This is a genomic window from Kitasatospora sp. UYEF31 (genome assembly GCF_057291755.1).
Genome location: NZ_JBXAWK010000095.1, coordinates 1 through 13,860 on the forward strand (window position 1 = coordinate 1; position 13,860 = coordinate 13,860).

Consider the following 13,860-nt stretch of genomic DNA (forward strand, 5'->3'; position numbering starts at 1 on the left):
GGCTGCTGCTGAGCGTCGGTCACAAGATCAATCTACCGGCCAGGCAAGACCACTCCGCACCAGACCGCAGCTCACCGACCATCCAAAACAGTCACGGCCCGAGCTCGTAGCGGCCGATGACATGGGTGAGGTAATCGGAGATGTTGCGGTGCTTGATCGGCACGCCTTTGGGCGTACCCGTCGACCCTGAGGTGAACAGTACGTAGGCGTAATCGTCCGGATTGGCCTTGCCCGCCGCCGAAAGATCCGGCATCCGAGCTTCGCGCCTCCCAGGAGTGCTCAGCGAAGCCAGCCGAGCGGCGTCGATGCGCAGCATGGGCACGGGGAACGGACCTGCCGCCCCGGTGCCGTCGGGCCCTGGCAGCCCACCGTCCGCCAGCACCAGGTCCAGCTCTCCGGCTTTGGCGACCAGGGCCATCCGCGAAGCGGGGAAGGCCGGATTGAGCGGTACGACGGTGCAGCCCAGCCGCTGGATCGCCAGATATCCGGCATACGCCAGCAGGCTGCGTGAGGCCAGCAGACCGACGCGGCTCGGCGTCTTCCCGCCGAAGGCGTCCAGGATCTCGGAGGCGAGCCCATCCGCCAGGTAGTGCAACTGGTCGTAGCTGAGCCGGTCCGAGTCCACCTCGAGCGCGGACAGGCCACCGTACTCCTCGACCGAGGCGGCGAACCAGTCGTACAGGGTGCGCTCCCCGGGTGCTTTTCCGGTCCTCATACGACCTCGCTGCCATGCAGCAAGTTCCACTCCTCGAGGATCCGCCGCTCCCGCTCCGGCTCGATTCCGAGAAGCGTCGTGCCCTGCTTGTACGGTCCGGCCGCCGGGCCCCTGGTCTGCAACCACTCCCAGGTGTCACGGATCGTCTCGGTGAGGGGACGGCAGTGAAGCCCGGCTGCCAGCGCCTTTTCCGAGGACACAAGCCAGGTACCCGCCATGACGGGTTGGTCCACGGCCCACATCGGCAGTCCCGTCCATACGGCGACTTCCTTCTCCAGGAGGAAGGACTCATCCACCCAGACCACCTCGGCGTCCGAGCCGGTCACCTTGGCGCAGTTCGCCAGCAGCTCGCCGAACGTGGCGGCCCCGATGGTCCCGGTCACCAGATAGCGCCCGGTGGCCCCCGCCTCGATCCGGTCGAGTCCGAAGGCAGCGATGTCCCGGGCATCGATGAGCTGCGTCGACCGGTCCGCACTGCCTGGCGCCAGCACCTGACCGCCGCGCGCTATCCGCTCAAGCCACCACAGAAGACGGCCCGTGTTTTCGTACGGGCCGATGATCAGACCCGGGTTGAGGATCAGTGAGTCGCCGTCGAAGAACTCCTCGACGGTGCGTTCGCAGCCCGCCTTGAGCGCGTTGTAGACCACATCGTCGGGCTCGGCGTCCGGCGCACACGCATGCCGGAGCGAGCCCTCGTCCAAGGGCTCGGCCGGCCAGTCGGCGTAGGCATGGAAAGATGAAATGAACAGATACGCTCCGGCATGGCCGGAGAGCGCCCGTGCGGACTCCCCGACTACCTGCGGGTGGAACCCGCAGGTGTCCACGACGACATCCCAGTGCCGGCCCTCAACCAGTCGCCGCAGATCATCCCCGACCTCGCGATCCCCGCGCAGCACTTCCACCCCAGCCGGATCCGTCCCGGACAGCCCGCGGTTGAAGATTGTCACCTCGTGCCCGCGCTGCCTGGCCTCCGCAACGAAAGCCCGCCCTAGGAACACCGAACCACCCAATACCAAGATCTGCATGTCCCGATGATCTCTCGCTCACGGGCGCAGTGGGCGACTGTTCGCACCTAGCGCAAGATCCCAGTAGGAGGTGGGTACTGGGATCGAGGCCTTGTGTCGATGGCTGGTGAGAGAATGTGCGGTCTCAAAATGGTCGTTGTAGTTGCCGGTGAGGCCGGCATGAGTGCCAAGATCCCCGGTGATGTCCCTGGAGAGGCCGAGTTCGGACCGGCTCGGTGGGCCGTCGGCCTGAGAAATCGACGATCAGCGTGCCCGGCACCGGCTGCGGTGGGAGGGCTCCCTGCTGGGCCGTCCGCCGGGAGCAGGGGGCTGCCCGAAGGAGCGCCTGTGGGAGGTTGACAACCTCTGGGCACTGACCCTTTGGCATCTCTGGCACCGGTCTCGGTGGCCAGCCGGTGGCCGGACGCCTTTGGACGGCGTGATACGAGGCGGCACGGTTCAACCGGCCGCACATGCTCTGATCTGGCAAAACGTCACTCAGCAGCACGAGCAGGCACCACGCACCACGATCACTCATGGTCTCGTAATGCGTAGGTCTCGGGTTCGAATCCCGAAGGCGGCCCCAGAGAACCCCAGGTTGGCAACTCGCTGACCTGGGGTTTTTGCTTTTCCGTGACGTTTTTGGGGCGGGCGGGGGCACGTCGTGCAGGCCCCGGAAATCCAAGGGGAGCGCAAGGGGAGCGCATGAGCGCGGCGTCTGTGCGGGAGGGGTGCGCGAGGGGTCGTCGTCTGCTGCCTCTTGTCTTGTCGGGAAGTGACAAAGCCCGTACGCGTCTTTGTACTTCAGGGAGTACGCCGACCCAGGTAGGCAGCTGGTGGGGGCCTCGCTACCGTTGGGGGTGGAGCTCAAGGCACCTGCGTCGAGTCGGTCCCGGGAGAATCGCATGCGAAGGATCGGCGAGTGGGCAGCGATCCTGTTCATGGTGGTGCTGGGCCTGGTCGCGATCGCGGTCGCTCTTGTGGTGGTAGGTGCCTGGACGATCTACAACGCGGCCCTGACGGCCGCGATCGTGCGTCGTGTCGTGGACGGCGAGATGACCCTGCCTTGGGTCAGCTTCCCTCTCGGTGTCTGCCTTGCGCTGTTCTTCGCGGCGATGGCGGGTATCCCGCTCGGGGTTGTGGTGGGTGGGCCGTCATCGCTTGTCCATGAGGCCGCGGGGGCGGCGGGATTCGTGCTCGGCGCGCTCTTCGGTAGCGTCGGGATTCCGTTGCTCCTGTGGTACTTCGATGTGATTCCACCCCTGGGGTCATTCTCGTCGAGCTCGTGAGCACCGAGTTGGCGGGATCTCGGCAGGCACGCCGAGCACGGGTAGCTGTTCGGCGGGTGTGTGACCGCTTCAGTTCGCAGGCGCGAGGGCAGGCGGCAGCCACAGCCCGCCGGCCGACTCGCCCTGCGCCCGCGCGACGACACCTCGTACCTGCTGGGACTGTGTGGCGCCGGATGTTGTCCGCTCCGTGCGTTCAGGGGTGAACTGTTTGTCGACCTGTCCGCGGAGACTGACGGTGCGTCCGCTCCGCATGGGCGAGAACGAATCACGAACCTGTGGATGGCCAGTATTCGCCGCTCCACGACTCATTCAGCTTGCGTACTCGCAACAGTGCCAAGCCCGTCGTTGTTGCGGAGCCGACGGGCCTGGTCGCATTCGTCTGGACCCGTCGGGTCTGGTGGCGGTATTCACCAGACCCGACGAGGGTGCCTCACGCCGACAGGACTTCGGCGGGCGCCGTGGCACCCCGCCGTTGGGTGCGGGGGACGAGGCGGACGACCTTCTCGGCGGCCTCGCGGGCGAGTTCGTCCAGGACGGCCTGATAGATCTCGCGGGTGATGCGGGTGTCGGAGTGGCCGAGCATCTCCGAGACGATCTTGATGTCGACGCCGGCGAGGAGGGCGAGGGTGGCCGCGCCGTGGCGGAGGTCGTGCAGCCGGATCGGCGGCAGGGCTGCTTGGGTGATGAGCCGCTCGAAGAGCGTGCTCAGCTTGCCGGGGTGGAGCCAGGAGCCGTCCTCCTGGGTGAAGACGCGCCCGGTCTCGATCCATCCGGTGTGCCAGGCGGGTTGGGCCTTGAGCTGCTGCCGGCGGTGGGTGTCGAGATCGGTGAGGGACTCGGCGTCGAGGGCGACGACGCGTACGCCGCTGTCGGTCTTGGGTTCGCCCTCGATGACCTTCCAGCCGTCCTGGATGAGCTGGGTGGCGACTGACAGGGCGCCGGCTTTGGCGTCGAGGTCCATCCAGCGCAGTCCGCACGCTTCGCCGCGACGCAGGCCCCGGAAGGCGATCAGGCGCCACAGGGCGTAGAGGCGGTGGTCGGCGACGAAGTCGAGGAAGCGCCCGGTCTGGGCGGGCGTCCACACCATGACCGGTGACGGCTTGCGGCCGGTCTCTCCCCAGAAGGCCACGCGTTCGTCGGTCCACACCAGGCCTTTGGGCTTCTTCGCCGAGATCAGTTCCACGTGCTCGGCGGGGTTGAACGTGATGACCTGCTGCGCGATCGCCACGTTCAGGGCGGCGCGCAGGGTCGCGCGGATGTGGCCCTGGGTCGCAGGCCCCGTGACGCGCCGGAACGGCGGCAGCGCTTTGATCGCGGGGCGGATGTCCGCGCGCCGGGCCCGGTCTTCGGCACCCTTCCACGGGATCGTCCTGAGCTCGTCGACGGCTGCCCGCCGCAGGGCGTTCTGCTCCTGGATCTCGATGTTCGCCTCATTGATGGCGGAGAACATCGTGTCGAGGTGGTGGACACGGAGCTGATTGAGGGGGAGCGTCCCCAGGTGCGGCACGAGGTGGACGCGGATGTCGCACTCGTAGCGCTTGACGCCGGTGACGCGTAGGGCCTTGCGCCCGTCGAGCCACAGCCGGAGCCAGTCGCCGACGGTCGTGCTGCTGGTGAGGGGCTGGCCGGTCAGGAACCGCCGACGGGTCTCGTCGTAGTCGGGGAGGTCGGTTTTGGCCTTCGCACACGCTTCGAGCAGGTCACTGACGGCCAACTGCCCGTCGAGGTCCTGGGCCGAGGGGATGGCCAGCAGGGCACCCACCGCACCCAGGTGTTCCTTGGCCTGGTCGTTGTCCGGGAAGCCGCTGCGCCGGTATTCGCGCCGGGTTCCGTCCGCCCGGTTGTGGAGTTCGGAGCGTACGGCCCACCGGCCGTGGCGTCTGTTGGTCAGTTTCGGGCAGGACGCTCCGTAGTTCTTCTGCGTCCCGGGGTTCCGGCAGGAGCAGCGCCGGGTCGTGCTGCCGTTCAGGAGCGCGCCTCGCCTTGTGTGTCGTTGTCGTCGACGAACCGAAGTTCGGTGGGCAGGGCCGGGGGGGTGAGTCCCTGTTCGCGCATGGCGATCCGGAAGGCGCGCAGCCCCCGGGCGTCGTCGAATGCCAGCTGTTCGTACTGCCCGGCCAGGTGGAGCAGGGCGGCGCGGCGCTCCTCGTCCAGGACGGTGGTGGCTTTGCGGCGGCGTTCCTGGGCCAGGTTGGTGGCTACGAGGGCGGCGGCCAGAGCGTCGGCGTGCGCGCGGTAGGTGTCGAGCACCGCCTGGGGGGAGCCCTCGGGCGGGACGGCTGTCTGACGGGTCTCCCCGGTGAACCAGGTCAGCGCGTCCCACGGGCCGACCGTGCGGCCCGGGAGGACCTCGATGTCTTCGGCGCTTCCCAGGGGGAACAGCAGGGCGATGGGCGGCACGTCCAGCACCTGGGCCAGGACCAGGAATTCGCCCAGGTCGATCGACGTGCGGCGGCCCAGTTCCAGGTTCACGATCGTCGTACGGGGGACGTCCAGCCCCAGAGCGGAGCAGGCGTCGGCGACGTCCTGCTGGGTCAAGTTTTGGGCCTTGCGGTGTCCGCGTAGCTGTCCGGCGACGCGGGCCGTCAGTCTAGGGCCCCAGGCATGATTGCTCATGGAGACACTTTAAGCATGGGTATGAGTGTTCTGGCAACACGTGTGATACATATTTCCCCTGAAGACCCACTAGATCACCGGGAGAGTGTCGTGAGTGCATCAAACACGGATGATGACGGTCGACTCGGGATGACGCGGGTGGAACTGCTCGCGCTGCCCGCGGCGGTCACGCTGCAGACCGCCAACCGGGCCTTCCAACTGGGCCGGAGCACGGGGTACGCGCTGGTCCGCCAGGGGCGGTACCCGTGCCCGGTGCAGCGGATGGGCAACGGGTACCGCGTGATCACGTCGGACCTGTGGCGGGCGCTCAAGGTGGCCCCCGGGGAGGCGTTCGATGCCTTGGCGGCCTGACAGTCGACTGATCGCATGCCGCCGGTCGACGCTCTGGTGGACTCGGGATCTGGGCCGGAGTGCGTCGGCCCGGACGTCCGTACCGGGATCGGCGACGCGTTGCGGTCGGAGGGCGCCGCGGTGCGGCTCAGCGTGGCCGCGTCTGACGGGACGCGTAGAAGCCGGAAGGCCGCGACAGGTTGCCGCCCCTGAACGCACCGATTCCCCGGGCCCGGCGGGTCAGGAAAGCGGAACAGGCTCGTCGTTCGCCTGCGGGAAGGCCGCGGACAGGATGTTCAGGGTGGCCTGGTTGCGGAGCTTGCAGGCCGGGTGCTGGCTCGCGAACATTCCCGGCCGCCGAACCGCCTGGTCGCGCCCGACGGTATGCAGCCACCGCACCGGCAGAACGTACTCGGCCACGTCCGGGTCCGTGTCCTGTCCGGCGTGCTCGTACGTCCCGAGCAGGCCCGCGTCCGCCAGGCGCACCGGTTCCCCCTCGAGAGTCAGCACGGCGTCGGCGAACCGTACGGCTTCACCGCACACCACGCCGACGCCGACGTAGCCCAGTTTGGGGAGGTAGGCGTTGACGCGGGCTCCGACGGGCGGTCGCTCCAGGGCCTGCGAGTACCACCGGCCCCGCCGGCCGACAGGAATCCGTACCGGCGCGCGTCGTCCCAGGACCGGACGTCGTCCTCGCCGAACGTGGCGTACCAGGCGCGCCCGTTCCACTGCTCCCGCTGGACAGCGGCCCTGGCTCGCGGCGCGGGCTCGGCCGTGCCCTCGTCCAGCAGCCAGGAGCGGCTCAGGTAAAGCCGGCCCTGGTCCTGGTGGTGCTGGAAGAACACCGCGTTCACCGGCACCCCGAGGCCCGCCAGGTAGCCGAGGATCCGTTCGGTCGCGTCGTCCAGGCGCGCCGCGACGATCGTCAGTTTGTGTCCCGTGTTCAGCTCCTCCGGGGCCGGCGCCCCGAAGCGTTTCTCGAACGCCGCCTCGAAGGAGGCGGTCGGGTCGTAGGCGCCGAATATCTCCAGAATCCGGGTGTGCGACAGCGTGCCCGCCCACGAGCCGTAGTCCAGCGCCTGTGCCAGCACGTCGCGTGCGGTGCGGTCCCGCTTGAGTTCCAGTACGTGCAGAACGCCGTCGCCGTCCACCGCGAGCAGATCGATGAACCCGCCGTGTGCGGTGCGTACCTGACGGCCGATCAGCAGCAGGCGCTCCCCGAGGATGTCCGGGTCCTGCTCTATCAGCGTCTCCAGATCCCGCTCCAGGGGTATCGGAGTTGAAGCCAGCCGTCGCGGCCGACCGCCGTCGACTCTCCACAGTGCCACTTCGGTCGCCATAGCCCCCCGATCGCTCGACCAGCAGTAAAGGTCATGAACAGCCGGACGGCTTCTGCTATTTCCGTCTGAGCAGAAGTCCTCGGGGCCTTCCGCTGAGGCTGGGCGCGGAAGATCTTCCTGCTTCTGCTCCCGCTGCGTCAGACGGCGGGCCTGAAAAAAGGGGAGTTGTGGATCCTGCCGGCAGTCAGCGCGTCTCGGGGGGTGCCTCGCGTCGCGGTCCCTGAAGACGCACGTTCTTGCGCGAAGGTGGGTACGCAGCCGCTGACAGTGCCGGAGTGCTCGGCCTCGCGGTGAGATCTCGAGCGTCGTTGTGGGCAAGCGCACCCGGCAGGGGGCGCCCCTGGGGAGGGCGCCGAAGCTGTCCGGTCGACATGTCAGGTCGAAATCTCCTGTGATGGGAGTCATTGCCCGATTGGTCAGGTCAACGTGCCACATGCATTCAAACTGATGGTTGAGGCTGGCGAGATGACGCGTCATGTCCGATATGGGCGATAAGAGTATTTAGATGCTATTTAAGGTATTGATCCGCTTGTCCCGACCAGACTCAGGCCCAACGAACGTCGGTTCAGCCGGAGCGGGCAGGTGCGCACTGGAGGGTGGAGCGGTCAACGGATAGTGCCCCCGTCATCGAGCAGGCCTGCCACGAAGAAGGTTTCTACAAGGTTGTCGACCGCTGAGGCTCTGATCACCATCCGTACGGCAACCGTCCTGACTACGCGCAGCCGTTCGAGCACGAGCAAGGGCTTTTTGTGGATCTGAAGGCAGTACGCGCCACCTGCGGGGATCTCCTCGAAGGGATCGAGATCCCGCAACCGTTCGACGTCCGGGCGTTGGGCGACAACATCGCCCGCCACCGGGGCCGCCCGCTGCACCTGATGCCCGTACCCAAGGACATGGACCTGGGCGAGCTGTGCGGGACGTGGATGGAGATGCCGACGGCGGACTACATCTGGTACGACGCCACGACCACCCGGGCCCACGCGGACCACATCATCGCCCACGAACTCGGGCACATGCTGCTGGGTCATCGCGGCGCCCCGTTCGGGTTGAGCGGCCCCCAGGACCCGGACTCGGCATCGGAGCTGACGATGCGGATGCTCGGCCGCACCCGCTACGACGACGACCGCGAACTGGAGGCGGAAGTGATGGCGAGCATGCTCACCACCCCCGCCCCCGAAGTCCCCCAGGTGTACGGATGGACGCTGACCCGCCTGCACGACAACCTGGTCAACCCGCCCCGGCGTAGGAAGCAACGACCATGATCGACTCTTTTGAGGTCGCCGTCATCGCCCTCGCCTGGATGGCAGTCGTGTGGCGGCGCCCCGCCGGCCGCGACCTGGGCTCCGCGCTGCGCGACCAGCCCCTGTGGGCCACCTTCACCGCCCTGGCGACCGCCCTCACCCTGGGGCATTCCGGCGTCAACGACCTGCTGGAGGACGTCACCGGCGTCGCCGCCATCGGCACACTGTTCAAGCACTGCATCGCCGTCGTCGCGATGCTGGCACTGATCAACTGGGTGACGGCCCTGACCCGGCCCGACGGCCCGCCCCAGGGCTACCGTTCCGCGCGGTACTGGCTCGCGGGATGCTCGGTCATCGCGATGACCGTGCTGTTCACCCACATCCCCGGGCGGGGCGACGACCACGGGTCCTTCCTCGTGGACCACGCCGGCAACCCCGCCGCCACGGCATACCAGACGGTGTTCACCGCGTACGTCGGACTGGCCATGGTCACCGGCACGCTGCTGTTCGTCCGCGCCGCGCACCGGGCACCGCGCGGCGGCCTGCGCCGCTCCCTCTACCTGATGGGCGTGGGATGCGGGTTCGGCATCGGCTACGTGCTGCTGCGCGTGACGTACCTGCTCGCCGCCGGACTGGGCTTCGGCTTCGCCGACCGCGACTCGGCCACCCAGACTGCGTCAGAGCTCCTGAAGACGACGGCCATCGCCCTGGTCGTGATCGGAAGCGCCTACGCCGCCCACGCCGCCATCGCGCGTGGGTGGCGCCAGTGGAGGATGCTGCGCGTCCTGTACCCCCTGTGGGACGGGCTCACCGAAGCGGCGCCCCACATCGTCATGGGCAGCAAGACGACGCGACGACAGGACCTCGACCCGCGGGACACGGCGTTCCGACTGCACCGGCGCACCGTCGAGATCCGGGACGCCTCCCGGTCCCTGCGGATCTACGCGCCCGCAGGCCTGCACGCGAGCGCGCTGGCCGCCGCGCACCGTACCGGCCTGAACGGCACGGCGGCGGAAGCCGCGGCGGAGGCGTACTGGCTGCGCCGGGTCGAACGCACCGCCATCGCCCGCAAGGTCGTCGAGGGGGCATCTCTGGCGACGGTGAGTACCGGCAGCGCTGCGATAACGGCGGTGGCCGGCGAACTGGTCGGCGTGATGCTGGCGGAGCACCCGTGCGACGACGGGGAAGGCGACCTGTACACCCCGCACCCGGCGGACTCCGAGCCCGACACGGTGGCGTGGCTGGCCCGCGTCGCCTTGGCCTACACCTCGCCCACGATGCGCATCATGAACGACATGATCGACGAGAAGGCCTCCCGATGAGCGACACCACGCAGGACCCCGAGACAGCCGGTCCCGAGGCCTCGCCGACGGCTTCGTCCCGGATCGCCCGCCGCGTCACCGACGGGCTCGAACCCAAGAACGTCATCTTCGCCGTCGTCCTGGTCATCGGAGCGGGCACCGCCGGCTGGGGCGGAATCGGCTGGGGTGTGTGGGCGGCGCTGTGTGCCGGAGTCGTGCCCACCGTGTTGATCCGGGCGGGGATCCGCCGGGGCAGGTTCGAGGACCGCGACCTGAGCCGGCGTCAGCAACGGCTGCGGGTCATCCCCGCGATCATGGCGTCCGTCGCCGTCGGCATCGCCGCGATGCTCGTCCTGGGGGCGCCGCGGTCGATGGTCGCCGTGGTCGCGGCGATGCTCGCGACCCTGGTCGTGATCCTGGCGGTGACGACGGTGTGGAAGGTCAGCGTGCATACGAGTGTTCTGGCCGGGGCCATCGCCATGACGGTGATCGCGCTTGGCCCGTGGTGGCTGGTCGCTGTGCCGCTCGTGCCCGTCGTTGCCTGGTCGCGGGTGGCAGTACGGGCGCACACGCTCAGCCAGACCGTCGCGGGTAGCGTGCTCGGCCTGATCGTCGCCGGAACCACGTTCGCCCTCTTGAAGTAACCGACTTCAGGCCCCAGGGCCGAGGCTAGACCGCCAGTCGGCCAGCGAGTGCTGCTCAAGCACGCCACCCTTACATCCCCGGCGACTTCCTCCTCCTCGACGAAGCCAAAGACACCAACCCCGTCGTCGAACGCGTCTTCCTCGACCAGTGCGACCACGCCCAACTCATCATGGTCGGCGACTCCGGCCAGGCTATGTACGGCTGGCGCGGCGCCCGCGACGTCATGACCCGCTTCGACGGCTACCAACTCGCGCTGTCCCGATCCTTCCGCTTCGGTCCTCGCCTCGCCGACGAGGTCAACCGCTGGCTGCGTATCATCGACGCCCTGCCCTGGCTCGCCGACACAGTCTTGTGCCGCACCATCGCCGGATGCACCGTCCGCCTGGAACATCCTCGGCCCCCGCCACCGTGACAGTTCCCCGTACACGCGCGGCGGGAGTCGTGATCAGGACCGCCTGCCGGACCCCGGCCGCGACATGGATCACAGCACGGAGATGTAGTTACGGGAAGCGATCGTACGTTGGGTCAGGTCTACGGGTCTCATCGCGGAGACAGGGCCACGAACCTGCTGAGTTCGTCGGCGAATTTCTGGCGCGCGGCCACCGCCTGCTCGTACATCCTGGCGGCCGACGGGTCGAACGGACGACTCAGTTCCACCGGGTAACTCTGCTGGAGATTCCGCCTAAGTTGCATCAGTTGCTCTTGCTTTTGCGCGAGTAGATCATCGGTGACGAGGCTGCTGTAGATATCCCATGCCCGGCTTATCTGCCCCTCCAGGACCTGGTCCGCACGGTGGAGGGCTGATGTGTACCTCCACAGCGTTGTGCGTTCGTTCGCGCGATCCCACGCCTCGGACCACAGGTCTACGTCCGTGTCTTCGACACCACAGGCGGACAAGAAGGTCAGGAACAGTTTCTTGCGGAGCAGGCCTTTGCCGCGCAGCACCCGGCTGACCGTGCTGGGTGCGAGATTGCTGTTCCCGCCGGCTCTGCGGTCCAGTTCCCGCAAAGACGGCTCGCCGGCCCGGAGCCGGAACTCCACCATGGCGTTCTGCAGGCCTGCGAAGTCCTGCACATACTCGGGGCGGACCATGCCCCGCGGTTCGATTCGCGAGACCTTTCGCGAAGCGGCGGTGTCGCGGGCCCGGCGCCACAGCTTTATGGCCGTCCCCGAATCGCCTCCACAAGCCCAGGTGTAGGCCACGACGGTCCGCTCGGTGGGGACGTGGTCACACTTGACGGCCCGGGACAGAGTCGTCGGACTGCATCCAGTCATCTTCGCCATCTGCTCGTACGTCAGCCCGGAAAGCTGGCGCTGTGCTCGGAGCCACAGCACCAACTTCTCCAGGGGCCTCTCGCACGGGCGGACAGCACCTTCGCGGCGGCCCACCGTGCGCCCCGCTACCGGGTTGCGGCAGCCGGAGACCGGTGGACGAGATAGCCGCCCACCATTCCTGCGCCGGTCAGCAGTTCCAGCACGACGACGACCGGCACTCCGGACACCGTCAGTGCGGACGCCAGAACCATGATCACCACGATGATCACCACGTCCGTCCCCCGGAGCGTCAGCCCCGGTTCCCGGACGCTGTCCACGCACGCGACCCTGCGGTTGTTTTTCTTGGCCACAACGACCTCTTCCCCGGGCCCTCATCGAGGTACCCACGACGATGCTGACGGACTCCAACACGCCTGTGCGAACCGGTGATTGGCGTCACAGGCTCGGCGTGGGCCTGATGCTCTCAGGTCCGGACGGCGGAATCGAATCAGGGACAGCGTCCACGCCGTGTTTCCTGCAGAACCGTGCAAGCAGGCCCATGAACTTTCCAGACAGGGTCCGACGCGGTTCGGCTGGTCAGTGGCCGTGAAGCCCCGTTGTTCCTGCAGCGGTGTGCCAAGTCCTCTTGCGCAACTATGTTCACGAGCTTCAACTGGGGTCTGGACAGGTTCTCGTCAAGAGGTACGGCCAACCTCGGTGGGCTTCTGCGCGGTCACCGAGGGCCCGGGTGCTACGGACTCCAACCCAGAACCGGGACATCGAGGAGGACCGCGTTGGCGCGCGGGATTTCTCACTCCGGTGCCTGCTGCAGCTGTGGCAGGCACCGGTTTTTGTTGTCAGAGGATGTTCGTTCCCGATTTGTCCCGTCCGGGTTCGGCTGTATTTTCGCTATTTTCCATCGCCAGAGAGCCGCGGATATTAGTGCTCCCGGGCGTCCGGAATGGGCCCTGGGTCCTCGACGGCCTTGGGCAGGCCCTCCAGTTCGCGGACGGTGTCGAGCATCGTCACCAGCCCCCGGACGGTCTTGTCCGACAGGCCGTCGGCGCGCAGCGCCATCGTGCGCACCCCGGAGTCCCGCATCGCGGCCAGGACCGTCAGTTCGGCGTTGGTGCGCGCTGCCAGCTCGTCGTCGAAGAAGTACTGCGGCGACACGGCGAAGAACTTGGCCAGCGCCGCGACCCGGCTCAGCGTCGGGTCTTTTTTGCGTCCGGTACGGAGTTCCCACATGTGCGTGACGCCGAAGAGCTGCCGGTCCTCCGCCTCGTTGATCGCCTCGCACGCCTCCCGGCTGGAGTAGGCGCGGCCCCGCGAACGTGGGTACACGGTCGCGAAGAGGTGTTCCAGGCGGTGTGCGAACGGGCCCGGATCGTCGAGGCCGCCGCCGTCCGCCCCGACGGGTGCGTGGTGGCCGTCGGCCGCGTCGGGCTTCCCGCTCCTGGCTGGCTTGGTCACTGCGGGCCCTCCTCTCCGGGATCGCGAAGGTGCTGCCTGTCCTACTGTCCCGCCTACTCTGCACCATCCGCATTCGCGAAAGCAAGCAAGAGATTCAAGATCCCTCTTTCGCGATGTCGGGTATCCGTGGTTAGCTTCCGACCGTGACAGTCAACCGATTGGTAGGGCGTGCCGAAACCTGCCCTCGGGCGCCTCGGCCGGAAGGGTCGGACGGCCGTACGGGGCTGCGGCGGCCACCTCGTCCTGGTATCGCTGAAGGGGTGTCACGCGCCCATCCCCATCAGGCATTTCGCGGCGGTGGACTTGATCGGACAGGGGTGCCATGGTGTCGGTCCGGCCACGCAAGGCCGACCCGAGCGCAGCCCACGAGGGGCACCACGCGATGACGTAGACCACCGGCCCGCCGCCCCGTAGGGCGGCGAAAACACAAAGGCGCCCGAGGCTGGAACCTCGGACGCCGTGCCGAGCCCCGAGGGGCTCGATATCCATCACCGAAGCAGACCGGCAGCCTTTTCGACGAGAACACCGGTCTGCTTCAACTAGATCCGGGGATTCTCTCAGAGTGCGGTTCGCGCCGTGATGCCCGATTCGCGATGAGGTCTGGGTGAGGTGCCCTGCTCGGCGGGGTCGGCCAGTGCTCAGGGGCGGGGCC

The 13,860-nt window shown here is 67.8% G+C and carries 14 protein-coding genes and 1 pseudogene; 6 read left to right on the top strand and 9 right to left on the bottom strand.

What is annotated here, in order from left to right:
* Positions 1 to 91: 91 nt before the first annotated feature.
* Together AC0Z36_RS28080 and AC0Z36_RS28085 are read right to left on the bottom strand one after the other, a co-directional pair.
* On the bottom strand, positions 92 to 715 hold the full coding sequence (locus tag AC0Z36_RS28080) for an AMP-binding protein (RefSeq protein WP_485465881.1): 624 nt from the start codon (positions 713 to 715) through the stop codon (positions 92 to 94).
* The gene (locus AC0Z36_RS28085; protein ID WP_485465882.1) at positions 712 to 1,740 is read right to left on the bottom strand and encodes an NAD-dependent epimerase/dehydratase family protein; all 1,029 of its coding nucleotides are present in this window, start codon (positions 1,738 to 1,740) and stop codon (positions 712 to 714) included. The genes AC0Z36_RS28080 and AC0Z36_RS28085 overlap by 4 nt, the downstream gene beginning before the upstream one ends.
* A gap of 884 nt (positions 1,741 to 2,624) precedes the next feature.
* Here AC0Z36_RS28085 and AC0Z36_RS28090 point away from each other — a divergent pair.
* Entirely contained in the window at positions 2,625 to 3,008 is a 384-nt protein-coding gene (locus AC0Z36_RS28090) for a hypothetical protein (protein WP_485465883.1), read from the top strand.
* 430 nt (positions 3,009 to 3,438) lie between these two features.
* Here the strand turns inward: AC0Z36_RS28090 and AC0Z36_RS28095 are convergent, their stop codons facing one another.
* Both AC0Z36_RS28095 and AC0Z36_RS28100 read right to left on the bottom strand, forming a co-directional pair.
* Positions 3,439 to 4,770 carry a tyrosine-type recombinase/integrase gene (locus AC0Z36_RS28095; protein ID WP_485465884.1) on the bottom strand — a complete coding sequence of 444 codons (1,332 nt, stop codon included), beginning with the start codon at positions 4,768 to 4,770 and terminating at the stop codon, positions 3,439 to 3,441.
* A gap of 203 nt (positions 4,771 to 4,973) precedes the next feature.
* On the bottom strand, positions 4,974 to 5,624 hold the full coding sequence (locus AC0Z36_RS28100) for a helix-turn-helix domain-containing protein (RefSeq protein WP_485465885.1): 651 nt from the start codon (positions 5,622 to 5,624) through the stop codon (positions 4,974 to 4,976).
* A gap of 129 nt (positions 5,625 to 5,753) precedes the next feature.
* Here AC0Z36_RS28100 and AC0Z36_RS28105 point away from each other — a divergent pair, with 129 nt between their 5' ends.
* Complete coding sequence (locus tag AC0Z36_RS28105) at positions 5,754 to 5,975, top strand: integrase (RefSeq protein WP_485465894.1); 222 nt, start codon at positions 5,754 to 5,756, stop codon at positions 5,973 to 5,975.
* A 219-nt stretch (positions 5,976 to 6,194) separates the two neighbouring features.
* Here AC0Z36_RS28105 and AC0Z36_RS28110 read toward each other — a convergent pair whose 3' ends face one another.
* Together AC0Z36_RS28110 and AC0Z36_RS28115 are read right to left on the bottom strand one after the other, a co-directional pair.
* Positions 6,195 to 6,464: a hypothetical protein gene (locus AC0Z36_RS28110; RefSeq protein WP_485465886.1), complete on the bottom strand. Its 270-nt coding sequence runs from the start codon at positions 6,462 to 6,464 to the stop codon at positions 6,195 to 6,197.
* Positions 6,458 to 7,294: an endonuclease NucS domain-containing protein gene (locus tag AC0Z36_RS28115; RefSeq protein ID WP_485465887.1), complete on the bottom strand. Its 837-nt coding sequence runs from the start codon at positions 7,292 to 7,294 to the stop codon at positions 6,458 to 6,460. Before AC0Z36_RS28115 ends, AC0Z36_RS28110 begins: the two co-directional genes overlap by 7 nt.
* Positions 7,295 to 8,043: 749 nt before the next feature.
* Here AC0Z36_RS28115 and AC0Z36_RS28120 point away from each other — a divergent pair.
* The 4 genes and pseudogenes from AC0Z36_RS28120 to AC0Z36_RS28135 all read left to right on the top strand — a co-directional run.
* Positions 8,044 to 8,556, top strand: coding sequence for a ParH-like protein (locus tag AC0Z36_RS28120; protein WP_485465888.1), 513 nt, complete (start codon positions 8,044 to 8,046; stop codon positions 8,554 to 8,556).
* Complete coding sequence (locus tag AC0Z36_RS28125; RefSeq protein ID WP_485465889.1) at positions 8,553 to 9,857, top strand: MAB_1171c family putative transporter; 1,305 nt, start codon at positions 8,553 to 8,555, stop codon at positions 9,855 to 9,857. The genes AC0Z36_RS28120 and AC0Z36_RS28125 overlap by 4 nt, the downstream gene beginning before the upstream one ends.
* The gene (locus tag AC0Z36_RS28130) at positions 9,854 to 10,480 is read left to right on the top strand and encodes a hypothetical protein (protein WP_485465890.1); all 627 of its coding nucleotides are present in this window, start codon (positions 9,854 to 9,856) and stop codon (positions 10,478 to 10,480) included. The genes AC0Z36_RS28125 and AC0Z36_RS28130 overlap by 4 nt, the downstream gene beginning before the upstream one ends.
* A gap of 68 nt (positions 10,481 to 10,548) precedes the next feature.
* Positions 10,549 to 10,866: pseudogene (locus AC0Z36_RS28135) on the top strand (UvrD-helicase domain-containing protein); the annotation flags it as partial.
* A 155-nt stretch (positions 10,867 to 11,021) separates the two neighbouring features.
* Here AC0Z36_RS28135 and AC0Z36_RS28140 read toward each other — a convergent pair.
* The 3 genes from AC0Z36_RS28140 to AC0Z36_RS28150 all read right to left on the bottom strand — a co-directional run bounded on the left by AC0Z36_RS28140 (position 11,022) and on the right by AC0Z36_RS28150 (position 13,208).
* Entirely contained in the window at positions 11,022 to 11,816 is a 795-nt protein-coding gene (locus AC0Z36_RS28140; protein WP_485465891.1) for a helix-turn-helix domain-containing protein, read from the bottom strand.
* Positions 11,817 to 11,881: 65 nt separating this feature from the next.
* The gene (locus tag AC0Z36_RS28145) at positions 11,882 to 12,106 is read right to left on the bottom strand and encodes a hypothetical protein (RefSeq protein WP_485465892.1); all 225 of its coding nucleotides are present in this window, start codon (positions 12,104 to 12,106) and stop codon (positions 11,882 to 11,884) included.
* Positions 12,107 to 12,674: 568 nt separating this feature from the next.
* Positions 12,675 to 13,208 carry a hypothetical protein gene (locus AC0Z36_RS28150; protein ID WP_485465893.1) on the bottom strand — a complete coding sequence of 178 codons (534 nt, stop codon included), beginning with the start codon at positions 13,206 to 13,208 and terminating at the stop codon, positions 12,675 to 12,677.
* Positions 13,209 to 13,860 lie beyond the last annotated feature (652 nt).